24 protein-coding genes are annotated in these 24956 nt (G+C 74.0%); 13 read left to right on the forward strand and 11 right to left on the reverse strand.

Annotated features, from left to right (window positions below):
* The coding region (locus HUW36_RS05880) for an FtsX-like permease family protein (RefSeq protein ID WP_174527167.1) at positions 1–1158 on the reverse strand (1158 nt) is incomplete at its 3' end.
* On the reverse strand, positions 1155–1829 hold the full coding sequence (locus HUW36_RS05885) for an ABC transporter ATP-binding protein (protein ID WP_174527168.1): 675 nt from the start codon (positions 1827–1829) through the stop codon (positions 1155–1157). The genes HUW36_RS05885 and HUW36_RS05880, both read right to left, overlap by 4 nt.
* A gap of 188 nt (positions 1830–2017) precedes the next feature.
* Between HUW36_RS05885 and HUW36_RS05890 the strand changes: the two genes are divergently transcribed.
* From HUW36_RS05890 to HUW36_RS05900, 3 genes are read left to right on the forward strand one after another with little or no spacing between them, the layout of a single operon-like run.
* The gene (locus HUW36_RS05890) at positions 2018–3268 is read left to right on the forward strand and encodes a sensor histidine kinase (RefSeq protein ID WP_174527169.1); all 1251 of its coding nucleotides are present in this window, start codon (positions 2018–2020) and stop codon (positions 3266–3268) included.
* Positions 3265–3933: a response regulator gene (locus HUW36_RS05895; RefSeq protein WP_174527170.1), complete on the forward strand. Its 669-nt coding sequence runs from the start codon at positions 3265–3267 to the stop codon at positions 3931–3933. Before HUW36_RS05890 ends, HUW36_RS05895 begins: the two co-directional genes overlap by 4 nt.
* A 36-nt stretch (positions 3934–3969) precedes the next feature.
* Positions 3970–4161: a helix-hairpin-helix domain-containing protein gene (locus tag HUW36_RS05900; RefSeq protein WP_174527171.1), complete on the forward strand. Its 192-nt coding sequence runs from the start codon at positions 3970–3972 to the stop codon at positions 4159–4161.
* A gap of 30 nt (positions 4162–4191) precedes the next feature.
* Here HUW36_RS05900 and HUW36_RS05905 read toward each other — a convergent pair whose 3' ends face one another.
* Positions 4192–6240 carry an amylo-alpha-1,6-glucosidase gene (locus HUW36_RS05905; RefSeq protein WP_174527172.1) on the reverse strand — a complete coding sequence of 683 codons (2049 nt, stop codon included), beginning with the start codon at positions 6238–6240 and terminating at the stop codon, positions 4192–4194.
* Positions 6237–6584 carry an SCP2 sterol-binding domain-containing protein gene (locus tag HUW36_RS05910; protein WP_174527173.1) on the reverse strand — a complete coding sequence of 116 codons (348 nt, stop codon included), beginning with the start codon at positions 6582–6584 and terminating at the stop codon, positions 6237–6239. The genes HUW36_RS05905 and HUW36_RS05910 overlap by 4 nt, the downstream gene beginning before the upstream one ends.
* A 273-nt stretch (positions 6585–6857) precedes the next feature.
* On the opposite strand from HUW36_RS05910, the gene HUW36_RS05915 reads away from it, so the two are divergent.
* Together HUW36_RS05915 and HUW36_RS05920 are read left to right on the forward strand one after the other, a co-directional pair.
* Positions 6858–8519 (forward strand): cellulose-binding protein, encoded by a 1662-nt coding sequence (locus tag HUW36_RS05915; RefSeq protein ID WP_246247900.1) that lies wholly within the window; start codon positions 6858–6860, stop codon positions 8517–8519.
* Between the two features lie 111 nt (positions 8520–8630).
* Positions 8631–9266 carry a M23 family metallopeptidase gene (locus HUW36_RS05920; RefSeq protein ID WP_174527174.1) on the forward strand — a complete coding sequence of 212 codons (636 nt, stop codon included), beginning with the start codon at positions 8631–8633 and terminating at the stop codon, positions 9264–9266.
* 27 nt (positions 9267–9293) lie between these two features.
* On the opposite strand, the gene HUW36_RS05925 is transcribed toward HUW36_RS05920, so the two are convergent.
* Positions 9294–9695 carry a DUF4260 domain-containing protein gene (locus tag HUW36_RS05925; RefSeq protein ID WP_174527175.1) on the reverse strand — a complete coding sequence of 134 codons (402 nt, stop codon included), beginning with the start codon at positions 9693–9695 and terminating at the stop codon, positions 9294–9296.
* A gap of 385 nt (positions 9696–10080) precedes the next feature.
* Here HUW36_RS05925 and HUW36_RS05930 point away from each other — a divergent pair, with 385 nt between their 5' ends.
* The 4 genes from HUW36_RS05930 to HUW36_RS05945 all read left to right on the forward strand — a co-directional run bounded on the left by HUW36_RS05930 (position 10081) and on the right by HUW36_RS05945 (position 15185).
* Positions 10081–12144, forward strand: coding sequence for a heavy metal translocating P-type ATPase (locus HUW36_RS05930; RefSeq protein WP_174527176.1), 2064 nt, complete (start codon positions 10081–10083; stop codon positions 12142–12144).
* 118 nt (positions 12145–12262) lie between these two features.
* On the forward strand, positions 12263–13201 hold the full coding sequence (locus tag HUW36_RS05935) for a hypothetical protein (RefSeq protein WP_174527177.1): 939 nt from the start codon (positions 12263–12265) through the stop codon (positions 13199–13201).
* A gap of 40 nt (positions 13202–13241) precedes the next feature.
* Positions 13242–13694, forward strand: coding sequence for an OsmC family protein (locus HUW36_RS05940; protein WP_174527178.1), 453 nt, complete (start codon positions 13242–13244; stop codon positions 13692–13694).
* Positions 13695–13862: 168 nt separating this feature from the next.
* Positions 13863–15185 (forward strand): HEAT repeat domain-containing protein, encoded by a 1323-nt coding sequence (locus tag HUW36_RS05945; RefSeq protein ID WP_174527179.1) that lies wholly within the window; start codon positions 13863–13865, stop codon positions 15183–15185.
* Between the two features lie 150 nt (positions 15186–15335).
* On the opposite strand, the gene HUW36_RS05950 is transcribed toward HUW36_RS05945, so the two are convergent.
* From HUW36_RS05950 to HUW36_RS05960, 3 genes are all read right to left on the reverse strand, one after another.
* Positions 15336–15944 carry a DedA family protein gene (locus HUW36_RS05950; protein ID WP_174527180.1) on the reverse strand — a complete coding sequence of 203 codons (609 nt, stop codon included), beginning with the start codon at positions 15942–15944 and terminating at the stop codon, positions 15336–15338.
* 299 nt (positions 15945–16243) lie between these two features.
* The gene (locus HUW36_RS05955; RefSeq protein ID WP_174527181.1) at positions 16244–16558 is read right to left on the reverse strand and encodes a TraR/DksA family transcriptional regulator; all 315 of its coding nucleotides are present in this window, start codon (positions 16556–16558) and stop codon (positions 16244–16246) included.
* A gap of 36 nt (positions 16559–16594) precedes the next feature.
* Positions 16595–17404: a rod shape-determining protein gene (locus tag HUW36_RS05960; RefSeq protein WP_174527182.1), complete on the reverse strand. Its 810-nt coding sequence runs from the start codon at positions 17402–17404 to the stop codon at positions 16595–16597.
* Positions 17405–18013: 609 nt separating this feature from the next.
* Here HUW36_RS05960 and HUW36_RS05965 point away from each other — a divergent pair.
* A complete protein-coding gene (locus HUW36_RS05965) occupies positions 18014–18244 on the forward strand; it encodes a cation:proton antiporter regulatory subunit (RefSeq protein WP_174527183.1) in 231 nt (76 codons plus the stop codon).
* A 4-nt stretch (positions 18245–18248) separates the two neighbouring features.
* On the opposite strand, the gene HUW36_RS34365 is transcribed toward HUW36_RS05965, so the two are convergent.
* The 3 genes from HUW36_RS34365 to HUW36_RS05975 form a co-directional block, all read right to left on the reverse strand.
* Positions 18249–18623, reverse strand: coding sequence for a PucR family transcriptional regulator (locus HUW36_RS34365; RefSeq protein WP_246247902.1), 375 nt, complete (start codon positions 18621–18623; stop codon positions 18249–18251).
* The gene (locus HUW36_RS05970; protein ID WP_246247904.1) at positions 18620–19474 is read right to left on the reverse strand and encodes an RsbRD N-terminal domain-containing protein; all 855 of its coding nucleotides are present in this window, start codon (positions 19472–19474) and stop codon (positions 18620–18622) included. Before HUW36_RS05970 ends, HUW36_RS34365 begins: the two co-directional genes overlap by 4 nt.
* Before the next feature lie 88 nt (positions 19475–19562).
* Positions 19563–21557 carry an acyl-CoA dehydrogenase family protein gene (locus tag HUW36_RS05975; protein ID WP_246247906.1) on the reverse strand — a complete coding sequence of 665 codons (1995 nt, stop codon included), beginning with the start codon at positions 21555–21557 and terminating at the stop codon, positions 19563–19565.
* Between the two features lie 129 nt (positions 21558–21686).
* On the opposite strand from HUW36_RS05975, the gene HUW36_RS05980 reads away from it, so the two are divergent.
* The 3 genes from HUW36_RS05980 (at position 21687) to HUW36_RS05990 (ending at position 24537) form a co-directional block, all read left to right on the forward strand.
* Positions 21687–22724: a hypothetical protein gene (locus HUW36_RS05980; RefSeq protein WP_246247908.1), complete on the forward strand. Its 1038-nt coding sequence runs from the start codon at positions 21687–21689 to the stop codon at positions 22722–22724.
* Between the two features lie 119 nt (positions 22725–22843).
* On the forward strand, positions 22844–24079 hold the full coding sequence (locus tag HUW36_RS05985; RefSeq protein WP_174527184.1) for an RNA-guided endonuclease InsQ/TnpB family protein: 1236 nt from the start codon (positions 22844–22846) through the stop codon (positions 24077–24079).
* Positions 24040–24537, forward strand: a complete 498-nt coding sequence (locus HUW36_RS05990) for a GNAT family N-acetyltransferase (RefSeq protein ID WP_246247910.1) — start codon at positions 24040–24042, stop codon at positions 24535–24537. Before HUW36_RS05985 ends, HUW36_RS05990 begins: the two co-directional genes overlap by 40 nt.
* Positions 24538–24956 lie beyond the last annotated feature (419 nt).

Genomic DNA, 24956 nt, shown 5'->3' on the forward strand with positions numbered 1-24956 from the left:
CGCCCACCGACCCCGGGCCGGGCCGGACGCTCGTCCCACCGCGATGGCGTCCACGGTGCGGAGCCGGCCGGCCCGCAACGCGGCCGCCCACGCGGTCACCGCCACCACCGCCAGGACCCCGCCGGCGGCCAGGACCGTCACCCACCAGGCGATCGTGGCGTTCGCCGAGCCGTAGAGCTGCTCGGTCTCGGCCAGCACCGGAAGCGCGATCAGGTTCCCGGTGACGGTTCCGGCGACCGCGCCGGCGGCGGCCGGCACCAGCGCCTGGGCGACGTAGGCGCGGACGATGCCGGCGGGTGTGCAGCCGAGCGCCTTGAGGATGCCGATGCGCCGGGTGGCGGCGCCGACCGTCCCGGCGACCACCGTGCCCACCACGAGCGTCGCCATGACGATGCCGAGCAGCGCGAACGCGATGAGGAACGGCACGAAGACGGCCGCGTCCTCGACGGCGTGCTGCCGCACGTCCAGCCACGACCGGGTGCCGGTGACCGCACCGGACGGCAACGTCGCCACCACGGCGTCGCGGCCGGCCGCGACCCCCGTCGCGGTGCGCGCGTCCGTGAACCGGTAGAGCATCTGGTAGCCGCCCGCGGTTCCCGGCCGGTCGAGTGCGCCGACGGCGGACGGCAGCACCCAGGCGGCGGCGGTGTCGCTGACGGACCGGGCCGTACCGACCACCGTGAACTCGGCGCCGTCGGGCGCGGTGAGGCGGGAGCCGGGCGGAATGCGGACGGCGCCGGCGCCCAGCACGAGTTCGTCCGGACGGGCCGGCCACCGTCCGTCGGCCAGCTCGACCCGGTCGACCGGGCCGGCGGGGTCGGTGCGGGCGACGACGCTCAGCGGCGGCAGCGGTATCCCCGCGCGATCGGTGAAGGCGACCACCACCACCCGGTACGGTCCGGCGGCGGCGACCACGCCCGGCGCCGAGGCCGACGCCGCGAGCTGCGCCTCCGTCACCGCGCCGGGGTCCGCCCGCACGGTCAGGTGGGCGCCGCGCTGGGCGGCGAACGCGTCGTCGAACGGCGCGTTCGACGCGACCAGCAGCCCGGCGCCGAGCACCGTCGCGCTGACCGCGGCCGCCGTCACCAGCCCGACGACGACGGTCTGCACCCGGCGGCGCCGCAGGCCGGACCGGACGACCCGGCCGAGGCCGCTCATCCGTCCCCCTCGACCCGGCCGTCGCGCAGGTGGATCGTGCGGCTGGCGCACGCCTCGGCCAGCCGCAGGTCGTGGGTGACCAGCACGATCGTCTGGCCGCTGCGGTGCAGCTCGTCGAGCAGGTGCCGCACGTCCTCGCCGGAGGCGGTGTCCAGCGCGCCGGTCGGCTCGTCGGCCAGCAGGAGCGCGGGGCGGTTGACCAGGGCGCGGGCGACGGCGACGCGCTGGCGCTCGCCGCCGGAGAGCCGTCCCGGGTACGCGTGCGCGTGCCGGCCGATGCCGAGCGAGTCCAGCAGGCGGGCCGCGTGTTCGCGCGACGCGCGTGCCGGGGCGCCGGCCAGCTGGGCGGGCAGCAGCACGTTGTCCAGGACGGTCAGGTCGTCGAGCAGGTTGAAGAACTGGAAGACCAGGCCCACGTTCGCCCGCCGGAAGCGGGCCGTGGCGGCCTCGCCGAGACGCTCCAGTCGCGTCCCCGCGACGGCCACCGTGCCCTCGTCCGGGCGGTCGAGGCCGGCGAGCAGGTTGAGCAGCGTGGACTTTCCGCTGCCGGACGGGCCGAGCACGGCGACGGACTCGCCCGGCCGAACCGTCAGCGAGACGTCGTGCAGCGCCGGCGGGCCCTCGCCGTAGCGGCGGGTCACCCCGCGCAGATGGATCACCGGTTCGGTCATGTGTCGCCCCTCGGGTCGGGCCGGTCGTCACGGACGTCGTGACGCTAGGGGCCGGTCCGCGGTTCGGGCATCGGTCCGGCGACGCACCGGCCGTACCGCCCAGGGTGGATCTTCGTTCGGGGTCATCCCTGCGATGTACACGCCCTGCACACCGTGGCTGATGCCGGCGCAGGCGCGCGGCGGCGAGAATGTCGGGTGTGAGGGGCATCGTGGCGACGGGACCGCTGCCGAGGCCGGGCTGGCGGGCGCTGCTGCTCGACGCCGCGCTGGCGGCGGCGCTCGGGCTGGTGTGCTTCCAGGCCGCCACGGACGACGCCGGAGTTCCGCCGCTGCCGCCGCCCCTGCCGCCGCTGGGGGTGCTGCCGGAGGTGCAGCCGGCGCAGCCCGGATCGACTCTCGGGGCGCTGCTGCTGGTCTTCGTCATGTGTGCGCCGCTGGTGCTGCGTCGTCGGTATCCGCTCGCGGTGTTCTGGGCGACGACGGCCGCCGCGGCACTGGTGCTGGCCACGGACGGGGCTCGCCAGCCGAAGCTCTACCCGGGTGTGGCGCTGACCTGCCTCGTCGCCGTCTACAGCGCGGCGGCGCACAGCCCGTACCGGCTGCCGGCGCTGGCGTCGGGCCCGGTGGCCGCGCTGCTCGCCGTGGCCCTGCGCGAGCAGCTGCCGGTCGAGGTCCCCGCGGACCGTCTGCCGTTCGTCCTGCTGGCTCCGCTGGTGGCCGTCGCCGGCGGTCACCACGTGTGGCGACGGCGCGCGGGTGAGGACCAGCAGCGGCTCACCGCCGAGGCCCGCGCCCACGAGGAGGCGTTGCGGGACGCGGTCGCCGGCGAGCGGGCCCGCATCGCCCGCGAACTGCACGACGTCGTGACGCACCACGTGAGCGTGATGGTCATCCAGGCCGGCGCGGCCCGGACGGTGCTCGACGCCGCACCGGACCAGGCCCGGGAGGCGCTGCTCGCCGTCGAGTCGACCGGCCGGTCCGCGCTGACCGAGCTGCGGCACGTGATGGGTCTGCTGGCCCAGACCGAACCCGACGCCCCGGAGGACCCCCAGCCCGGCATCGAGGGCCTGCCCGAGTTGATCGGGCGCGTGCGTGACGCCGGCGTGCCGGTCCACCTGAGCCTGTCGGGCGAGCGGCGACCGGTCAGCTCCGGCGTCGGGCTGACGGCCTACCGGGTGGTGCAGGAGGCGTTGACGAACATGGTCCGGCACGCGCCCGGCGCCACCGGCACCGTCGTCGTCGAGTATGCGCCGGACGTCCTGCGGATCGAGGTCGGCAACACCGAGCCCGGCATCCCGGCCGCGACCGGCGGGACGGGTGGGCGCGGCCTGATCGGGCTGCGGGAACGGCTCGCCGTCTACGGCGGGACGTTGCGGGCCGGCGCCCGGCCGGGTGCGGGTTACCAGGTCGAGGCGATGATCCCGTGGGAGGCGACATGACGGTACGGGTGGTGGTGGCCGACGATCAGGCGCTGGTCCGTACCGGGTTCCGCATGATCCTCACCGCCGGCGGGGTGGACGTGGTGGCCGAGGCCGCGACCGGCGCGGAGGCGATCGACGCGGTCCGGCGGACTCGACCCGACGTCGTGCTCATGGACGTGCGCATGCCGGAGGTCGACGGTCTCGAGGCCACCCGCCGCATCCTCACCGGGACCGCCGCGGCGCCGCGGATCATCATCCTCACCACCTTCGACCTGGACCAGTACGTCTACGCCGCGCTCGCGGCCGGCGCCAGCGGGTTCCTGCTCAAGGACGTGACGCCGGAGCACCTGGTGGCGGCCGTACGCATGGTCCAGGACGGCGACGCGTTGCTCGCGCCCGCCATCACCCGCCGCCTGGTGCGGCGCTTCGCCCGCCCGGATCCGCACACCGCGACGGTGCACCGCGACCTGGCCACGCTGACCCCGCGCGAGACGGAGGTCCTGCGCCTGCTGGCCGGTGGCCTCAGCAACGCCGAACTCGCCGACGCGCTCCACCTGTCCGAGGCGACCGTGAAGACCCACGTCGCCCGGATCCTCGCCAAGCTGGGTCTGCGCGACCGGGTCCAGGCCGTGGTGGTCGCCTACGAGACGGGCCTGGTCAGTCCCGGTACGCCGGAGGACTGACCGGAAGCGTCGTAGGTGTGGGACATCATGGCGGACATGGACTCTCTCGACACGCTGCCGAAGATCGGCGCGCCGGCGACGCGGGCGTTGCACGACGCCGGTTACACGACGCTGCGCCAGCTCGCCGGGGTGCCGCGCGCGGAACTGGCCGAGCTGCACGGCATGGGGCCCAAGGCGCTGCGGACCATCGAGGACGCGCTGGCGCGGCACGACCTCGGTCTGGGTTGACGCGGGCGGTTCCCGGGCCCGCGCCCACGGTCACGACGCCGGTCGGCGGCGCGCGAAGGCGTCGAGCTTGCCCCAGCGGCCGGGGATGTCCAGCAGCGTGATCCGGTCGAACGCGGGTGGCAGCGCCGGCCTGGTGGCGAGGTGGTCCTCGTGCGGCTCCAGGCCCAGCATGGTGCGGATGAGGAGCAGCGACGCCCCGCTCGACCAGGCCTGCGGGCTGCCGGCGGTCGGGTACCGGACCGGATACCTGGTGGTCCGGCGGTCGAAACCGCCGAACGCCTCGGGCAGGCGGCCCTCGAAGAAGCCCGCGGCCTGGATGATGCCCTCGGCGATGCGTCCCGCCTCGTCGGTCAGGCCGTAGCGGCGCAGGCCCCAGGCGATGAAGGAGTTGTCGAAGGGCCAGACGGTGCCGGTGTGGTAGCCGAGCGGGTTGTAGCGGCACTGCCCCTCCGCCAGCGTCCGGACGCCCCAGCCGGAGAACAGCGCCGGACTCATCAGGTGCGCGGCGATCCGCCCGGCGCGCTCCGGCGGGACGATGCCGCTCCACAGCAGATGTCCGATGTTGGAGGACAGGCTGTCCACCGGGTTGCCGTCGCCGTCGAGCGCGAGCGCGTAGTAGCCGCGATCCTCCAGCCAGAACTCCCGGTTGAACCGGTCGTACAGCGACGCCGCCTCACTCTCCAGGCGCTCGGCCAGGGCCGGGTCGTCCCAGAAGGTGCGCGCCAGCCGGGCCGCACGGATCTTGGCGTCGTAGGCGTAACCCTGCGTCTCGCACGTCGAACGGGGAAAGCTCGGCAGCCGGCCGTCGGCGTGGGAGATGCTGTCCCAGGAGTCCTTCCAGCACTGGTTGTCCAGGCCGGTGGAGCGGTTGCGGCGTTCGTACGAGACGTAGCCGGCGCCGGTGAGGTCGGCGTGCTGGTCCAGCCAGGCGAGGGCGGCACGCGCCTCCTGTTCGAGTTCGCGCACCAGGGCCGCGTCGCCGCTCCACCGCTCGTACTCGTCGAGCAGCACCAGGAACAGCGGGGTGGCGTCCACCGTCCCGTAGTACGGCGAGTGCGGTTGTTCCTCGAAGGCGGCGGACTCGCCGTAGCGCAGTTCGTGCAGGATCCGTCCGGGGTCCTCCTCCAGCACGTCGTCGGTGCGCGCACCCTGGAGCGAGGCGAGGATCCGCAGGGTGGTCGGTGCCAGCGACGGCGTGAACGGCAGCGCCTGGAGGCAGGTCAGCAGGCTGTCCCGGCCGAAGAGGGTCATGAACCAGGGCAGCCCGGCGGCGGGCACGGTGGCGCCGCCGAGGGAGAGCGGCGCGAACCGCAGCGCCGCCAGATCCACCAGACTGCGCTCGTAGACCTGGCGCAGCACCGGGCTGTCGGTGTCCAACGTCGGGGCCGCCGCCACCCAGGCCCGTACGCTGTCCGGCAGGGTCGACGCGTCCGGCCGCAGGGCCCGGGGGCCGGACCGCAGGTCGACGCCGTCGGGCCGCAGCGCCCTCATCTCGGCGCGTACCTCGACGGTCCAGCTGGACCCGGCGGCCAGCCGGATCGGGAAGTGGAGGTGTTCCGGGGTGAAGGTCGCCGGTTCACTGGCCGTGAGGACGATCTCCCGCTGGAAGGTGCCCCGGCGGTAGCCCAGCCGCAGCTCGTCCGGCGTGACCTGGGCGTAGCGCTCGCCCACCTTCGTGCCGGCATCGAACTTGATCTCGAAGATGTCGGCGAAGTCGGCGTCCACCTCGAGCCCCACGGTGAGGTCCAGGTCCGACTCGCCGTAGTTGAAGACGGTGACGACCTCGACCAGGTCGGCGCCGATGCGGCGGCGCCGGATCGCGGACACGTCCGCCTGGACGTAGTCCACCTCGCCGCCGGGGACGAGGAAGAACGCCACCTCGAAGTACTGGCTGTCGTCGACCGACAGGGCGGTCATCCGCTCGCCGTCGACGGTGAGTACCCAACGTGACAGGTACCGCGTGTCGGCGGCGAACAGACCCACGGGCGCGGCCGACGACGCCTCGATGTCCCCGCTGCTGTCGGAGACGACGAACGTGTTGCCGTCGATGCACGACACCGTGCCGGGTACGTCCCTCACGTGCCGCCCCCACCGTGCCGGGCGTTCGCCGCCGGGAGCAACCGACCGATCCGCAGCGCCAGCGCGAGGTCCCCGTCGACCAGGATCTCGCCCCGGTTGATCGCCGCGAGTCCGTTCATCCCGCCCGCGACCATCGCCTCGGCCGTCTGCTCGGACATCGTGACGACGGTCGAGGCGGGGCTGTCGTCCTCGGTGACCCGCAGCCGCCCGCGGTCGATGTCGAGCCGCCAGTGGCGCAGGCCCCGCTCGCCCCGGATGTCGAACCGCACGCTGCCGCTGACCTTGACGAGCCGGTCCTCCGCGCCGTCGCGGCGCAGACGGTCGAAGAAGGCGTCGACCGACATCACCCGTGCCTCCTCGTGGCCACCCTGCGGGGTCGTCGCCTACCCGTCTGATGGCGGCGCTAACGCCGGTCCGGCCACCCCGGAAGTGGACGTGCGGGACAGGGGTGCAACAAACCTGCACATCTGAACTGTTGCCTTGACGGTAAGCGCTTTCTTAGCCTGTGTTTCATCGATGTTTCGGTCCTCGATCGGGGCCGGGGATGCGCGCGCGAAGCCACTCGCGGTGCCGGAATGTGAGCAGCTCCGGGCCGTGTCCACTCTCGAGGAGACGTAGTGAGAAGCGTAGTGCGACACAAGTACCTCGCCGGCGTCACCGCCGCCGTGGCCGTGACCGCGGTCGCCGCGGTGCTGCCGATGACGCACGCGTCGGGCGCATCCGACGCACCGAATTCCCAATTGATCAACATCAATGCCGTAAATCTCAGTCTCGGGGCCGGCGCCGACGGCTCCAGCAAGGCCGGTGGCACCAGTTACGGCAACGTGGTGGACGGCGACATGGGCACCTACTGGTCGCCGGCCGGCACGACCGGCCGCATCTCGGTCAAGTGGGGCTCGGCCACCACGGTGGCCTCGGTCGCCATCCGGGAAGCAGCGGGCGCGGTCGGCGTGATCGGCTCCTGGCGGGTGGTCAACAACGACACCGGGGCCGTCCTGGCCACCGGCACCGGCGCCGGGGCCGTGGCGTTCGCCGCGACCTCGCTGCGGAAGATCAACTTCGAGATCACCAGCGCGACGGGGACGCCGAGGGTCGCCGAGTTCGAGACGTACGCCACCGGGGCGACCACCCCGCCGCCGACCACCCCGCCACCCACCGGCGGGCCGACCACCCCTCCGCCGAGCACGCCGCCGCCGTCGAGCGGCGCGCTGTACGTGGCGCCGACCGGCACCGACGGCGCGGCCGGCACGCAGGCGAACCCGACCACGCTCACCTCCGCGATCGGCCGGATCGCCGCCGGCGGCACGATCTACCTGCGCGGGGGCACCTACCGCTATACGCAGACCGTCACCATCGGCCAGGGCAACAACGGCACGTCGAGCGCGCGCAAGAACCTCTTCGCCTACCCGGGTGAGACCCCGGTCCTGAACTTCTCGGCGCAGAGCGAGGCCCCGGCGAACCGTGGCCTGCAGATCGGCGGGTCGTACTGGCACATCCGCGGCATCGTCGTCGAACGGGCCGGGGACAACGGCATCCTGCTCGCCGGCAACAACAACATCGTCGAACGCGTGGTGACCCGCCACAACCGGGACTCGGGGCTGCAACTGTCCCGGTTGGTCGCCGACGCACCCCGCGACCAGTGGCCCTCGAACAACCTCGTCGTCAGCACCGAGTCGCACGACAACGTCGACTCGGACGGCGAGGACGCCGACGGGTTCGCCCCGAAGCTCACCGTCGGCCCGGGCAACGTCTTCCGCTACACCGTGTCCCACAACAACATCGACGACGGCTACGACCTCTACACCAAGAGCGACACCGGAGCCATCGGCCCGGTGACCATCGAGTCCTCCCTCGCCTACGACAACGGCACCCTCAGCAACGGCGGCCAGGCCGGCAACGGCGACCGCAACGGGTTCAAGCTCGGCGGCGAGGACATCGGGGTGAACCACACCGTCCGGGGCAACATCGCCTACCGCAACGGCCAGCACGGGTTCACCTACAACCGCAACCTCGGCTCGATGACGGTGTCGAACAACGCCAGCATCGACAACACCGAGCGCAACTTCACCTTCGACGGCGGTTCCTCGGTGTTCCGGAACAACACCTCCTGCGACGGCGGCGCGAACGACCGGATCGTCGGCAACTCCGACAGCTCGAACCAGTTCTGGTCCGGCACCAACGGATCCCGGTGCTCCTCGTACACCGGGGCCCTGGGCTGGTCCTTCGCGGCCGACGGCCGACTGGTCGTGACCTTCGGCGGCAGGGTGGTCACCCCCTAGCCGGACGGGCGACGCCGGCGTCACCGCCACGGTGACGCCGGCGTCGGCCGACAGCGGCGGCGGGTGGGGGAGCGGCGGCGACCGGGCCCACCGCGTGGCATGCTCGCCGTGATGACCGCCGAGCGACCGTACGACCCCCGCGCGCGCCGCCGCGCGGTCCGCGTCGCGTGGATCGTCGGCGTGCTCGGGGCGCTGGTCGCCGCCGCGGTGGTCGTGGTCCCACTGCTGCGGCCGGGCCCACGGCCGGTCTTCCAACTGCCGGTGGCCTGCGGCGAGACGTGGCGGCTGTCCACCTACCCCGGGCACGACGACTACGACGTCGACCTGTTCCCGACCACGGGTGAGGCGTGGGGCCGGCCGGTGCTGGCCTCCGCCGACGGCACGGTCACCGTGGCGGGGATCAACGGCTCGCTTGGTGGTCGCACGCCGCAGGACCCGGACGGGCCGAGGGGGCGCGGCGGCGGCTACTGGGTCAAGATCGACCATGGTGGGAGGTGGGAGACGCAGTACCTGCACCTGCTCGAACCGCCGTCGGTGCGGGCCGGCCAGCGGGTGGCCCGGGGCGACCATCTCGGGCGCGTCGGCAGCACCGGGAACTCCGGCGCCCCGCACCTGCACTACGAGCAGCGCCGGGGCTGGGAGAAGGTGGAGACCCACTTCGACGGCGTGCCGTCCGGCATCACCTCCGACGACCGCGAGTACACGGTCCGGCTCACCAGCGCGAACTGCCCCCCGAACCGACCCTGATCCGACCCGGCGGGCACGGACGCGGGCTCACCGCGGGCGCTCGCTCCGGGACCTCCCGATCGGGCCGAGGTGGGTGTGCTCGAATCCCTCGGCCGTCTTCAGGCCGTAGCCGAGGGCGCGGTCGACGGCGATGTGGAACACCCACGCGACGGCCAGGACGCCGAGCCAGTCGATCCGGTCGCCGAACCCGGCAGCGGCCACGGCCACCGCGCCGAGCGCCGCCGGCAGGGTGTAGGAGTGCGCCAGGTTGTAGCAGCGGGCGCCCACGCGTGGCCCGCGCAGGTAGCCGAGCATGGACAGGTCGAAGACGAGGAAGAGAGCCAGCAGCGACCACCACGGGTAGCCGGCGGCGACGGTCACGACGACGGCGAGGGCCGCGACGGCGAGGGCCTCGACACGCTGCGCCGCCACCGGGCTCGGGAACGGCATCGCGCACCTCGATCTGTCGCGGGGTCGGACGGTCGCGCAACGAGCCTAGCCGCGCCCCGTGGCGACGGCCCTCCCTTCGCGCCCGCCTCGTTCCGTTCATCTCGACGTCGCCCCGTCGGATCCGAGCGGGCCCAGCCGTGCAGGCGCGGCGCACCCGACGGTCCGCCGCGTTGCCCGGTCGGGTCGGTGCTCCATGATCGTGTCTCCGACCACGGATCCCTCGGGCGACGGGGAAGTTCTACCGCCGATCCGTCGTGTCACGTCGCTCGTGCCGGGTAGTCCCGCCCCGCGGGCTCCACGCTCCGTTGCCGGGAACGACCAGCGGGCTCCGGGGCGTTGCACTAATACCCCCTGGGGGTATAGATTCGGTCCGGAGGTGGATCCGATGACTCGTCACGACGCCGACCACGGCCCGCACCGGCACGACGGCCCCGGCGGCGGACACGACAAGCACGCCGGGCACGACCCGGAGCAGTTCCGGCGCAAGTTCTGGCTGAGCCTGGCACTGACCGTGCCGATCGTGGCCACCAGCCACATGGTCATGGACTGGTTCGGCTACCGGCTGGACCTCCCCGGCACGACCTGGGTCGGGCCGGTCCTCGGGACGGTGGTGTTCGCCTACGGAGGCTGGCCGTTCCTGGTCGGCGGCGTGCGCGAGATCCGCGACCGGGCGCCCGGCATGATGCTGCTCATCTCGATGGCGATCACCGTCGCCTACGCCGCGTCGCTGGCCACCAGCCTCGGCGGGTTCAGCCTCGACTTCTGGTGGGAGCTGGCGGCGCTGGTGACCATCATGCTGCTGGGCCACTGGCAGGAGATGAAGGCGATCGGTCAGGCCCAGGGCGCCCTGGCCGCCCTCGCCGCGCTGCTGCCCGACGACGCCGAACGCCTCGACGACGCCGGCCACGCCCACCCCGTCCCGGTCGGTGACCTGCGGGTCGGTGACGTGGTGCTGGTCCGTTCCGGTGGCCGGGTGCCAGCCGACGGGCGGATCGTCGACGGCGCCGCCGAACTGGACGAATCGATGATCACGGGGGAGTCCCGACCGGTCCCGCGCGCCGCCGGGGACCGGGTGGTCGCCGGCACCGTGGCCACCGACTCCGCCCTGCGGGTACGCGTCGACGCCGTCGGCGAGGACACCGCCCTCGCCGGTATCGGCCGGCTCGTCGCCGAGGCGCAGAGCTCCGCCGGCCGGGCACAGGTGCTGGCCGACCGCTTCGCCGCCTGGCTGTTCTATCTCGCCACCGCCGCGGCGCTGATCACGTTCGGCACGTGGTGGGCGCTCGGCGACCTCGACCAGGCCGTGGTCCGCACCGTCACCGTCCTGGTCATCGCCTGCCCCCACGCCCTCGGACTGGCCATCCCGCTGGTGATCGCGCTGTCGACGGCCGTCTCCGCCCGAGCCGGCATCCTCGTCAAGGACCGGACCGCCCTCGAACGCATGCGGGGGGTGGACGCGGTGCTGTTCGACAAGACCGGCACCCTGACCAGGGGAGCGCACGCCCTCACCGCCGTCGCCGCCACCGCCGGCCGCGCCGAGGACGACGTGCTGCGGATCGCCGGCGCGGTCGAGGCCGACAGCGAGCATCCCCTCGCGCGCGCCCTGACCGCCGCCGCGCACGACCGCGGCCCGACGCCCCCGGCCCGCGACTTCCGGTCCCTGACCGGTCGGGGTGTGCGGGCCGTCGTCGACGACACCGCGTACGCCGTCGGCGGCCCCGCCCTGTTGCGGGAACTCGGCGCCACCGTCCCCGCCGACCTCGACGCCGCCAGCGCCCGCTGGTCGGCCCGGGGCGCCGCGGTCCTGCACCTGGTACGGCTGCCCGCCGACGGCCGCCCCGAACCGGTGGGCGCGTTCGCGCTCGAGGACGAGGTGCGCCCGGAAGCCCGCCAGGCCATCACGGAACTGCGCGAGCAGGGCGTCCGGAAGATCGCCATGATCACCGGCGACGCCCGCCCGGTCGCCGAGGCGGTCGCGGCCGACCTGGGCTTCCGGCCCGGCGTGGACGAGGTGTTCGCCGAGGTCCTGCCCGCCGACAAGGACCACGCCGTGGCCGAGCTGCGGGCGCGGGGCCTGACGGTGGCCATGGTCGGCGACGGGGTCAACGACGCCCCCGCCCTGGCCCGCGCCGACGTCGGCATCGCCATCGGCGCCGGCACCGACGTGGCCATCGAGTCCGCGGGCGTGGTCCTCGCCTCGTCCGACCCGCGCGGGGTCACCGGCGTGATCCGGCTCTCCCGCGCCTCCTACCGCAAGATGGTGCAGAACCTCGCCTGGGCCGCCGGCTACAACGTCGTGGCCATCCCCCTCGCCGCCGGTGTCCTGGCCTGGGCGGGCGTCGCGCTGAGCCCGGCCGTCGGCGCGGTGCTGATGTCCGCCTCCACCATCGTCGTGGCGCTCAACGCCCAACTGCTGCGTCGCGTACGCCTCAGCCCCTCGTCGGACTGAGGCGCACGCGACCGCGACCGGCCGAACGTCCGGGGACGGATCGGTGGTTCGGCTCGATCCCGTCCCCGGCCCGATCGGGGTACCCGGCGGTAGGTCGCCTGCTCCTAAGCTCTCCGGCGTGCGCCTGCCCAAGATCCCCTCACTGCCCGGGGTGCCGAGCTACGACCTCGTTGACCACTACCCCGATCTCGCGCCGCTGCGTCGGGCACTGCGCGCCCGGGACTGGCCGGGCGTCGTCGCGTACTTCGACCGGTTGCCCGAGCACGACGACCCGACCGTCGCCACCGCCATGGTCGCCGAGACGAGGGGCGTGGAGACGTTCCTGCGCGAGGCGGGCGGCGGCCCCGCCGAGTCCACCCTGGCCGGTACGCTGCTCGGCGCCCGCCTGGTGTGGATGGCGTGGCAGGCCCGGGGGTCGGCGCGCGCCCGGCACACCAGCAGCCGACAGTTCGCCTCGTTCCACCAGATCCTGCACGAGGCCGAGCGGGTGCTCGCCGAGGTGACCGCGGAGGAGCCAGGCAACATCGCGGCGTGGACGGCGCGGCTGCGCACCGCCCGGGGCCTGGGAATGGGGCAGGCGGAGGCGAACCGTCGGTACGAGCGTGCGGCGAAGGCCCGGCCGGATCCGTTCTTCGCCCAGCTGACCCACGTCCAGCAGCTGTGCCCGAAGTGGGGCGGTTCGCTGGACCGGTTGCTCGGCTTCGCGCGGCACTGCGCGCAGACGGCACCGCCCGGTTCGCTCAACGCGGCGGCCGTCGCCGACGCCCACCTGGAGGTCGCGTACGAGTCGGGCATCGCCCACCTGCGGTCGCCGGCCGTGCTGCACGAGATCCGCGGCGCCGTGGCCCGATCCGTCGGGCACCCGGACTACCGGCCCGTGCACGGCTGGGTCCAGGCGGAGTGCAGCTTCTCGTACGTCCTCTGGCTCGCCGGTGACCCGGCCGGCGCCGCCGCCCGACTGGCGGCGCTCGGCAACCGCGTCACGATCTACCCCTGGGGCAGTGCCGGGGAGCTCAGGACCGCCCGGCGCAAGCTCCGGGGAACTGCCGCCCGATGATCCGGCACGGCCCACCGCCCCGCCCGGGTAGGTTCGCCGCATGAGTGAGGACACGTTCCGGTCGGTCGAGATCGATCGCACCAGCGTCGGGCGCTACGTCGTGCGCAACGCCCGTGGCGGCGAGATGTCGATGGGAACGGGGGAGGACGACACCTTCACCCCGGTCGAACTGCTGCTGGCCGCCCTCGGCGGCTGCACCGCCGTCGACGTCGACCACGTCACCAGTCGGCGCGCCGAACCGACGGGGTTCACCGTCACGGTGAGCGGCGACAAGATCCGCGATCCGGAACTCGGGAACCGGATGCGGGACCTCACCGTCACCTTCGCGGTGACGTTCCCGCCCGGCCCGGACGGCGACCGGGCCCGGGAGGCACTGCCCCGCTCGTTGCGGCAGTCGCACGACCGGCTCTGCACCGTCTCCCGGACTGTGGAACTGGGCACGCCCGTCTCCGTCCGGGAAGCCGCCGACCAGGGCGCGACCCAATCACGGTGAGCCAGACGTGGGCGTGGGCGAGAAGCGTCGGAGAGGCTCCGTAGGCCCCGCACGGTTAACGCGTGACTACGCCTCCGCGCCGTCCGACTTCCCGGATGGGCGGTGATGCGCGGTCCGGCCCGTCCGTGACGGGCCGCGGTGGCGACCTCCGCCCGCCAGAATGGTCGGGTGGATGCTCAGCTGCTGACGGCCGTGCGGGCGGGTGACGCCAGGTCCACCGACGCGCTCCTGCGGGCCGTGCCGGCGGACGTGCTGGCGGGAGCGGACGGCAGCGCGTTGCTCCGCGCGGCGACGGTTGCCGGGCACACCGACGTCGTCGCGACCCTGCTGGACGCGGGCGTGGACCCGAACCGGATCTGGGCGGACGGCACCGATCCGGTGTCCTGGGCGGCCGACCACGGCCTGAGTGAACTCCTGCAGGAGCTGCTGAGGAGCGACCTGGCGCCCTGGCGGAAGCCGCTGCGGGAGGACGCGGTCCGCAGGGCCCTCGACGTCGCGCGGCGGTGGCTGGGCGTGGACCCGGCCCGGGAGTTGCGTCGCCGGCTGGGCGCTGCTCCGGACGAGCCGGTCGTGGTGGAGCGGGAGCGCATCCCGGTCACCGACTCGGGCCCGCATGCCACCCGGATCCGGGTCAGGGCGGCGGACGGGCGGTTTGCCGAGGTGCAGACCTCGCACCGGGCGATCGTCACCCACCTCGAAGGCCGCCTCGGCACACCCGCCCACCCCGACGAGCTGTTGGCCCGTGCCCTCCACTTCGCGGACCCGGGTTCCTGCGACTGGGTCGAGTCCCAGACCGTGCTGACGGACGGCCGGGACCCGGAGGAGACGTTCCGCTGGGCGGAGAAGCTCGTGGCACACCCCTGCGTCGACACGAGACGGTTCGCGGCGGAGGTGGTGCACCGGCTGAGTTTCGTGGAGCGCCCCTTCCAGACCCGGGCGGTGGAGGTGCTCCGGCCGCGGCTGCGCGCCGAGGCGGATCCGATCGCCCTGGACAGGGTGATCGGCGCGTTCGCCGAGTACACCGGTTCCGGGGACCCGACGGACCTCCTGCCCCACGCCCGTCACCCCGAGCCGGAGATCCGCCGCCGGGTGGCCGGCGAACTCGGCGCGGCCCTCGGCGATCTCCGTACGCCGTCCCGTTCCGCCCGGACGCCGAGGTCGGGCGACATCCGGTCCGACGTGGTGGCGGCCCTGATCGTGCTGGCGTCGGACGGTGACGGTCCCACCCGCGCCAACGCGCTACTGGCCCTGGCCGAGTCCGACGTTGACACCGCGCAGGTCCGCGACCTCCTGACCGCCCGCCTGGCCGACGACGACCAGGACGCGAGGTTCCAGGCTGCCGTCGGTCTCGCGCTGCGCGCCGATCCGGAGGGTGGGCGCGCCCTGCGCCGGATCGGCGCCGGCGCCGGGGACGACATCCGGCTGGCCGAGCGGGTCCACTGGGCGCAGCGGCGTCTGGCACGTCGGGCCACCGAGCGGCCGCCGACCTGAGCGGGCCACCAGCGCGTCGGACGGGCTCGGAGCTGACCGTCAGTCGACGGGCCGGCCCCAGCGACGCGGAATGGCCGGCGGCGAGGACGTGTCCCTGCCGCAACGGCAGCCAGGAAGGCCGAAGGCCGGTGGCCCGGGACGGCCCGGCGGTCACCGGTCGCGCGCCGACCGGCGGGACAGCCACCATCCGACGTACGCGAGCGTGAGGACGACCGCGGTGGCGAGCAGATACCACTGGAACCGGTGCAGGTCCACGACGAGGGCGCGCAGGTGGTCGCCGGCCGTGTAACCGACGGTCGTCCACAACCCCACCCAGGCGGCGGCGCCTATCGCGTTGTAGAGCACGAAGCGTGGCCAGGGCATGCCGGTGGCTCCGGCGACGACGCCGTTGAACTGCCGCAGGCCGTCGACGAAGCGGGCCGCCGCGACGAGTTTCGGGCCGTGGCGGTTCATCACCGCCTCCATCCGCGCGTACCGCTGCGGGGTGAGCCGCAGCCGGCGGCCGTGGCGCAGGATCAGCCGGCGCCCGCCGTAACGACCGATCAGGTAGCCGACGCTGTCACCGGCCACCGCCGCCAGGAACGCGGTGACCGCCACTCCGGCGACGGACAGCCGGCCGTGCGTCGCGTATCCGGCGCCGAGGACGATCGCGGTCTGACCGGGCGTGGGTACGCCGAAGCCCTCCGCGCCGACGAGGAGGGCGAGGCCCGGGTAGCCGTAGTGGCCGACCAGGCCGGTGAGGGCGTGGAACGGGTTCACCGGCCGGCGGCGGTCGTGCCGCCCGAGACGTCCTCGTCCACCAACCCATCCCTCCGGTCACCGCCCCGCCTGAGGCTCACCCGCAGGTCAGCCTAGCTCTGACGGCCGTCGCCGTGGTCATGCACGCGGCCGCCGTACCCCGGCCCTCGGGCTCCTGCTCGTCCTGCTGATATGCGGCATGCCGGTGCGGACATGGGCCACCGACGAGTTGGTCGACCACCTCGACCGGCTCCGGGCGGACCGGCCGGAGGAGTCCGGGACCCCGCCGCCGGTCCGCACGCCCTGACCCGGCCGGCCGGTCAGCGACGTTGCTGGCAGGGCACGCAGAAGCGGGCCGCGGGCCGGATCTCCAGCCGCGCGGCGGGGATGTCGTGACCGCACCGCGGGCAGACGCCGTACGTGCCCTCGGACATCCGCCTCAGCGCCCCGGCGGTGTCCGCGACACCCTGTCGGGCGGCCTCGACCAGCCGGCGCAGGGTGTCCTGGTCGTGGCCGCCGTGGTCCGGCTGCCGGGCCGCCGCGGTCAGCTCCGAGAGCTGACCGGTGTGGTCGTCGAACTGCCGCTCCAGCAGTTCGCGCAGCGTCGCGGTGCGGTCGTCCAGGGTGTGCGTCATCGTCGGTGGTCCTTTCTCGGGGAGGGTGGTTCGGGCTCAGGCGAGGTGTCGCCGCGCCGACAGCGCGGCCAGGCCGGCGCCGGTGAGCGCGGCGGTACGCGGTGCGGCGGCCCGGTGGACGGTCGCGCCGAGGGTGGCGACCATCCGCGCGGTCAGGTCCGGTCGGGTGGCGCCGTCCCCGACGACGAGCACGCCCCGGGCCAGGGCGGTGCGGACCAGGGGCCGGACCGCCGGCTCGGAGCGCAGTTCGCCCACCAGCCCGGACACGGTGGTCGCGAGCATCGCGGCGGTCACCGCGTGGTTGAGGTCCCGGGTGCCGACCTCGGCCCGCCGGGCGGCGACGACCCGGCCGTCGTCGAGGACGGCCACCTCGGTGAGCTGGGCGCCGATGTCGGCCAGCAACAGGGTGCCGGCGGCGGCTCCGGCGCCCACGGCGCCCGCCCGGACGCTGTCGACGAACAACAGCCGCGACGGCGCGAGCACGGCGGTGAGGACGCGGCGTGCCGCTTCCTGGTCGGCCGGCGCGCTCAGGACCGGACGGCAGGCCACGACGAGCGCCCCCACCGGCACCGGGGCGCGATGGTCGCGCAGGAGCCGGCGCAGCTCGGCCGTGCAGGCCGGGACGTCCACGACCCGGCCACGCCGGACGACCGGCGTCCGCAGGCCGTGGCCGACCGGCGTGCTCAGCACCCGACCGGGCTCCAGCCAGACCCGCAGGTGGGCGCTGCCGAGGTCCACGGCGATCGGCTGTGGACGGTCGGCCAGCGGCCGGCGGGCGGTGTGGGACCGGCCGGCAAGCATCCCGGTGGCCGACGGAAGACGACCGGACGTGACGTAGCCGGACATACCGACCTCTCTCAGGGTGGGTGAACGGGAAGGAAGGGGGCGCGGACCGCGCCGGACCCGACGGGGCCGGGGAAAGGGCGACGCTCAGCGGCGTCGGCGGGCGCCGACGGAGGGGGAGACGCGCGGGTCGCGTCCGCCGCCGGCGGGACCCGGCGGCGGGGCCGCCCCGGGCGGGGACAGCGGCGCGGGACCGGCGGACACCGGGGGCGAAGCCACCGACGTACGGGTCATGATCACCGCCTCCTCGCTGCTCGGGTACGTGTCGGACCCCCAGCGTCGCCGGGGCCGACGTGGGCCGGCAGTGCGCGCGGCCGGCCAACAACGGGCCGCCTGATTGCCGGCGGCCGGAGGGCAGACCCGCGCGTTCCTGCGCGAATCCGCTGCTCAGGGCCGCTCCGGCGGTCCGGAACGTCGGTGGATCGTCGGCGTCGCATGGGGGAGGGCCGAGGCTATGGTTGGCCTCATGCGGGACCAGCGGCACCTACCGACCGTCGAGTGGCCACTCGCGCTGTCGATGCTTGCGGTGCCCGCACGACCGTCCACCGCGTTGCCGTAGCGCCGTCCCGCTCCCGGTCGGCTCTGCGCAGCCGTCACCGAAGGAGCCCTGCCGTGATCATCGAACGCACGACCCTCCCCGGCGTCGGGGTGCGGCACGCCTTCACCACCGAACAGGGCCGGCGGATCGCCGTGATCGAGTACCGGGTGGGCGGTCGCCGGGACGTCGTCCACGACGACCCGACCGATCCCGACCGCATGATCGGCGTGACCCTCACCCCCGCCGAGGCGTCGGCCCTGGCCACCCTGCTGGGCTTCCCCGAACTGGTCGCCGTCCCCGCCTGACCCGCTACACCGGCAACGGCCGGCGTGGCCAGTCCAGGGCCCGCGCGCCGAGCACGGCGGCGTGCAGGGTGAACCGGTCCCGGGCGTCGGCGGGGTCATAGCCGCTCAACGCCCGGATCCGGCCCAGCCGGTAGGTGACGGTGCGGACCGACACGTGCAGCCGGCGGGCCGCCTCGGTGGCGACCTCGCCGCACGCGAAGTACTCGGCGAGGGTGTCCAGCAGCGGCTCGGCGCCGCCCCGGGCCTGACCCAGCGGGGTCAGCACGGCCCGGACCAGGTCCACCATCGCCGGCTGGTCGCGCAGTAGGACGCGGTAGATGAGCAGGTCGTGCGCGTCGATCACGGATGCGCCGGAGTGCAGCCGCCGCGCCGTGGTCAACGCCTCCCGGGCCTCCTCGTAGGACCGGGCGATGCCGTAGAGCCCCGGGTGCGGCGACCCACCGCCACCTGCCACGGCCGGTCCCGCACCAGGCGGTCCAGCTCGCCGTGCATCAACGTGCCCAGGTCGCCCGACGGGCCACCGCCGCGCGCCCCGCCGGGCGTCGCCGCGTCCGCCGGGGCGATCACCACGAGCAGGCCCTCCTTCGTGGCCACCAGCACGTCCCGGTCGCCGAGCCGGTCGAACACCACCCGCTCCAGCGTGCTGATCGCCGCCTCGGTGTCCGGCAGTCGGCGACCCGGCGCGGCGAGCGCGACCTGGTGCACGCGGGCCAGGTCGAGCCCGAACGGTTCGGCCCGCTCCACCAGCCCACCCAGGTCGGAGTCGCCGCGCAGCAGGTCGTCGACGAGTTCGCGGCGCAACGCCTCCTCGCGGCGGACCAGGTCCCGACGGGCCGCCGCGTAGCCCTCGGCGAGGGTGGCCACGGCCGTGTCCACCACGTGCAGGACCGCGTCCGCCGCGGCGCGTACGGTCTCGCTCTCGGCGGACCGGTCCAGATGTGGCAACTGCCGCCAGAGCAGCCGCGCCGCGGACAGGTAGAGGCGGACCGCGCGACCGGCCGACACGCCCTGCTCGGCCGCCCGCCGGCCGAGGACCTCCACCGCGTCGAGTTCGCCCCGACGCGGCCGCCGGCCGGTCACCGCCGCGTCGGTCAGCAGCCGGAGATAGTCGCCGAGCAGTTCCACGGGCGCGCCACCGGCGTCGGCGGCGGCCTCCCGGGCCACCTCCGTCAACCACGTCTCGTCGCCCCGGCGCCCGGCCGGCCCCGGTCGACCGGCGCTGTCGGTCATCACGCTCTCCCCGTGCGGGGCCGGAACCGGACACCGACCCGATCTGCCCAGGGTAGGCGGCCGGGTGGCGCCCCGGGCTCGACCGCCCTCAGGCGAGTTCGGCGTCCCGGGCCGCCATGGCCTCCTGCCGACCGGCCTCCTCGCGCAGCACGGCGCAGTGCAACCACAGGTCCGGGATCCCGAAGGCGTCCACGAGCGTACGCATGTGCGGCCGCAACTCCTTGAGCAGCCCGTTCACGACCGCGGTGATCGCCTTGGAGCGCGCCGGCGTCAGGCGGCCGTGCTCCAGGAACCATCCCCTGTCGGCCTCGATCACGCTGAGCGCGTACAGGTCGCAGACGCGGGCGAGCAGCGCCTGCGCGGCCGGGTCCGTGGTGCGTTCGATGCCGGCGACGAACGCCTCCAGGGCGATCCGGTCGACGTGCGCGGCGGCGACCGCGAGAACGTGGTCCTGGACGTCGTTGAAGATGTCGAAGGGCCGGTCCTTCTTCGTCGTCGCGCCGTTGCGCAGGCGCCGCACCGCGCCGTCGAGCAGGTGCCTCTCGCGGTCCTCGAAGAGCGTGAGCTGCCAGCCGCGGTCGGTGACGGCGACCTCCTCGTCCCGGCCGGGCACGGAGCCCACCAGTCGCTCGATGAGCGAACGGGCCGCGGTGCGTTCGAGGACCATCTCGCGGACCTGGTCGGCGACGAAGGAGGCCCGCCCCCACCCGTCCAGGGAGCCGAACTCGTCCCGGTAGCCGGTGAGCAGCCCCTTGGCCACCAGTTGCAGCAGCACCGTGTTGTCGCCCTCGAACGTGGTGAACACGTCGGTGTCGGCCTTGAGGCCGGGCAGCCGGTTCTCGGCCAGGTAGCCCGCGCCGCCGCACGCCTCGCGGCACATCTGGATGGTCCGGGTGGCGTGCCAGGTCTGGCGGGCCTTCAGGCCGGCGGCCCGCGACTCCAGCTCCCGCTGCCGGTGCTCGTCGACCGGGTCACCGCCGCCCTGCACCTCGGTGAGCGTCGTGACCAGCTCGGTCTGGGCGAAGTGCAGGGCGTACGTGGTGGCCAGCGCGGGCAGCAGCTTGCGCTGGTGGGCCAGGTAGTCGTTGAGCAGCACCTCACGGTCGGCGTCGGGCGCGCCGAACTGACGGCGCACGTCGCCGTAGCGGATCGCGATGGTCAGCGCCGAGCGGGTGGCCGCGGACGCGGCGCCGCCCACGCTGACCCGGCCCCGGACCAGGGTGCCGAGCATGGTGAAGAAGCGCCGCGAGTCGTTCTCGACCGGGCTGGAGTAGGTGCCGTCCTCGGCCACCTGGGCGTACCGGTCCAACAGCATGTCCCGCGGCACCCGGACGTGGTGGAAGCTGAGCCGACCGTTGTCCACGCCGAGCAGGCCGGCCTTGGGCCCGGCGTCCTCGATGGTCACGCCCGGCATCGGTCGGCCCCGCTCGTCGCGGATCGGGACCAGCCACGCGTGCACGCCGTGCCGCCGCCCCTCGATGACGAGCTGGGCGAAGACCACCGCCATCCGGCCGTCCCGGGCCGCGTTGCCGATGTAGTCCTTACGGGCCGCCTCGTGCGGGGTGTGCAGGTCGAAGGCCCCCGTACGGGGGTCGTACACGCAGGTGGTGCGCAGTTGCTGCACGTCGGACCCGTGACCCGTCTCGGTCATCGCGAAGCAGCCCAGGAGCCGGGCGGAGACGATGTCGGACAGGTAGGCGTCGTGGTGCCGCTCGGTGCCCAGGGCCATCACCGCGCCGCCGAACAGCCCCCACTGCACCCCGGCCTTGACCATCAGCGACAGGTCGACCTGCGCCAGCATCTCGCTGGCCACGATCGAGCCGCCGATGTCGGAGCGGCCGCCGTACGCGGCGGGGAACGCCGACGGCATGCCCGCCTCGGTCGGCAGCTCGCCGAGCAGCCGGGTGATCCGCGCGCGTGCCTCGTCGCCGGTCTCGCCGTACACCGGGAGGAAGCGCTCGTCGAGCTGCGTCCGGTGCGCGTCGCGGACCGCCGCCCACGGCCCGTCCAGCACCTCGCGCAGGCGGGCCGGGTCGACGGGGCCGGGCACGTGGGTCATGACCACCTCGGTAGACGACGTCATGGTTACCGGTCGTACCCACTCAACGGTCGCGGCCACGTCGGCGACGCGGTGAGTGTGATCACGAACGCGTCGCCCGGCTCCGGGGGCAATTCCCTGGACCGAGCCGGGTGCGTCGGCGAGCATGGGCGGGTGGGACCGGGGACGAGGCTGCCGCTGCAGGGTGGGCTGCCGCCGGCCGAGGTCCCCGCCGGTCCCGTCGTGGAGATCGCCTGCGACGAGTCCGGGTTCTCCGGCACCAACCTGCTCGATCCCGCCACGCCGGTGATCGCCCACGCGAGCGTCGACCTGCGCGCCGACGAGGCGTCCGTCCTGCTCACGTCCCTGCTCTCCGGCTTCGGGTCCGCGCCGCACGAGATCAAGTCCCGGCAGTTCCTCCGCCGCCCCGAAGCCGCCGTGGCGCGGGAGTGGTTCCTGACGGCGCTGCGCGGACGGGCGCACGTGCACCTCGTCGACAAGCAGCTCTTCCTCGCCACCCGCGTCGTCGACCTGCTGATCGCGGAGCCCTCGTACGCGGCCGGCACCCGTCTCGCCCCGGCGTACCGGGAAGCCGCCCTCGCCCTGCACCGGGTCGGGCGCACGGCCGGCGCCGACTGGACCGCCTTCCTCTCCGCGTTCGTCGACATGCTCCGGACCAAGCGGCGGGACCGGGCCGGCGAGGGCAGCGTGGACCGGTTCCTCCGGGCGCGGGACGCGCTGGCCCGGCACGCGCCCACCGACGCCGTCCTCACCGGGCTCGACCGCGCCCGGGTGGCCGCCGTCCAGGCCCGCCTCTACGACGACGACCGGTCGATCCCGCCGCCGCTGGAACCGCTGCTGCCGGCGCTGGCCGAGACCGTGCTGTCCTGGAGCAGCGACGGACGGCGGGTGCTGGTGGTCCACGACGAGCAGAGCGCGCTGACCGCCGACCGGCTGCGCCGCCTCCAGCGGGCCCTGGCCGAGGGCACCGGACGACCGGTCGAGGAGTCGCCGCTGGCGGGCCTGGTGACGGCCGACTCCCGGGACGATCCCCGGGTGCAGGTGGCCGACCTGCTCGCCGGCGTGGCCCGGCGGATGCCGGGGACGCTCGACCCCGACCTGCTCCGGCCGCCGTCCCCGATCGAACGGCCGCCGGCCGGCTCGCTGCCCGGGACCGGGCCGCGCGACCCGTCGCCGGGCGCGCCGTCGTGACGTGGCGACTCGGTGATCCGGTCGACGACCGGTTCGTCGAGGTGGTGCGGGAGAAACAGGGTCTACCTGTGCGGACGCCTTGAAGAGTTCGCCATAGACCAACATGTACGGTGTGTCTTGTGCAGCTCCGGTACAACTTCCGGGTGTATCCGACCCCCGGGCAGCAGATCGAGCTGGCTCGGGCGTTCGGGTGCGCGCGGGTGGTGTTCAACGACGGACTCAGGCTGCGCCAGCAGGCATGGGAGGCGGGCGAGAAGCACATCTCCGACGGGGAGCTGTCCCGCCGCCTGATCACCGAGGCGAAGTTGACACCCGAGCGGGCGTGGCTGGGCGAGGTGTCGGCGGTGGTGTTGCAGCAGGCCTTGGCGGATCTGAACACCGCGTACCGCAACTTTTTCGCCTCGGTCACCGGCAAGCGCAAGGGCCGCACGCTGGCCCCGCCGAGGTTCAGGTCCCGTAAGGACAACCGGCAGGCGATCCGCTTCACGAAGAATTCCCGGTTCAAGGTGCTCGACAACGGCCGGCTCAGGCTGCCGAAGATCGGTGACCTCGCGGTCCGCTGGTCGCGGAGCCTGCCGTCGGAGCCGTCGTCCGTGGCGATCGTCAAGGATGCGGCCGGGCGGTACTTCGCCTCGTTCGTCGTGCAGACCCCGCAGGACGAGACGCTGCCGCCGGTCGACTCCGAGGTCGGCATCGACCTCGGGCTGACCCACTTCGCGGTCATGTCCGACGGCACGAAGATCGCCGCGCCGAGGTTCCTGCGCCGGGCCGCCCGCAAGCTCAAGCGGTTGCAGCAGGCCCTTGCGCGCACGCAGAAGGGCTCGGCCAACCGCACGAAGGCCGTCGTCAAGGTCGCCAGGGCGCACGCCCGGGTGGCCGACACTCGGCGGGACTGGCAGCACAAACTGTCCACGGCGATCATCCGCGACAACCAAGCGGTGTACGTCGAGGACCTGTGCGTGACCGGTCTCGGCCGGACCAGACTGGCGAAGTCCGTGCACGACGCCGGGTGGGCCAGCTTCACCGCCATGTTGGAGTACAAGGCCGCCCGGTACGGGCGTACCTTCGCCCGGGTGGACCGGTTCTTCCCATCCACCCGCATGTGCTCGGCGTGTAGGCGGATCAACGACAAGATGGCGCTGACTGTTCGGGCGTGGGACTGCCTCTGCGGCAGCCACCACGACCGGGACGTCAACGCCGCGAAGAACGTGTTGGCCGCCGGACAGGCGGACAACTCAAACGACCGTGGAGCGCAGGTAAGACCAGGACTCGTCCCGGCACCGCGCGGTGAAGCGGTAACCCACCCAGGCGCCGCGTGTTCCACGCGCAGCGCGGAGGGCATCTCCGTCCTTTAGGGCGGAGAGGATGTCAATACACGCCGATCTCGGCGGCGGCGGCGCAGCTGCGCTCGCAGACCGACGGGCTGGCCCACCTGCTGGACTCCTCGTTGCTGCTCTACCTGACCCGGAACGGCCGGCCGGTGGCGTTCGTGCTCTGCGTGCCGGACGTCAGCGAGTTCCTGGTGGCGGTGCGCGGCGACCTGCACCCGGTCAACCAGCTGCGGCTGCTGGCCCGCCGTCGCCGCTACCGGCGGGAGGCGGTGCTGATCGTCAAGGGCGTGGTGCCGCAGTTCCAGGGGCGCGGCTACCAGCGGCTGCTCTCCGCGCACCTGCACCACCACCTGCGGGCCGGCGGTTACACGACGCTGCGCAGCACCTACGTCGGGCGGGACAACCCGGCGTCGGCGGCGCAGTACCGGCGGCTCGGCGGTCGGCCGTTGCACGGTTACACCTTCTACGCCCGGGAGCGCTGACATGGACCTCGCCGCGTTCCGCGGGCTGGAGCCGCTGTGCTGGCGGGCGCCGAGCGCGCACAACACCCAACCCTGGCGGCTGCGTTACGAGCGGTGGGCGGTCACCGTCGGATGGGACCCGGCCGACACGCTGCCGGCCGGCGACCCGACCGGCCGGGACCTGCGACTGTCGCTCGGCGCGTTCGTGGAGACCTGCCTGATCGTGGCCGCCGACGCGGGACTGCGGCTGGACTGGGTCGCCGACCACGACGCCGCCGACCGCCGGGTGGGCCGGCTGCGGCCGGCGCGGCGGCCGTACCGGACGCCGTTCCGCACCGCGGACGTGTGGGACCGGCGGACCGACCGGGGCCGGTTCACCGACGGGCCGGACGCGGGCGTGGTCGCGGCAGATCGGAAGAGCGTCGTGTAGGGAAAGAGTG

The sequence above is a fragment of the Micromonospora maritima genome (assembly GCF_902825405.1).
Taxonomy (GTDB): Bacteria; Actinomycetota; Actinomycetes; order Mycobacteriales; family Micromonosporaceae; genus Micromonospora; species Micromonospora maritima.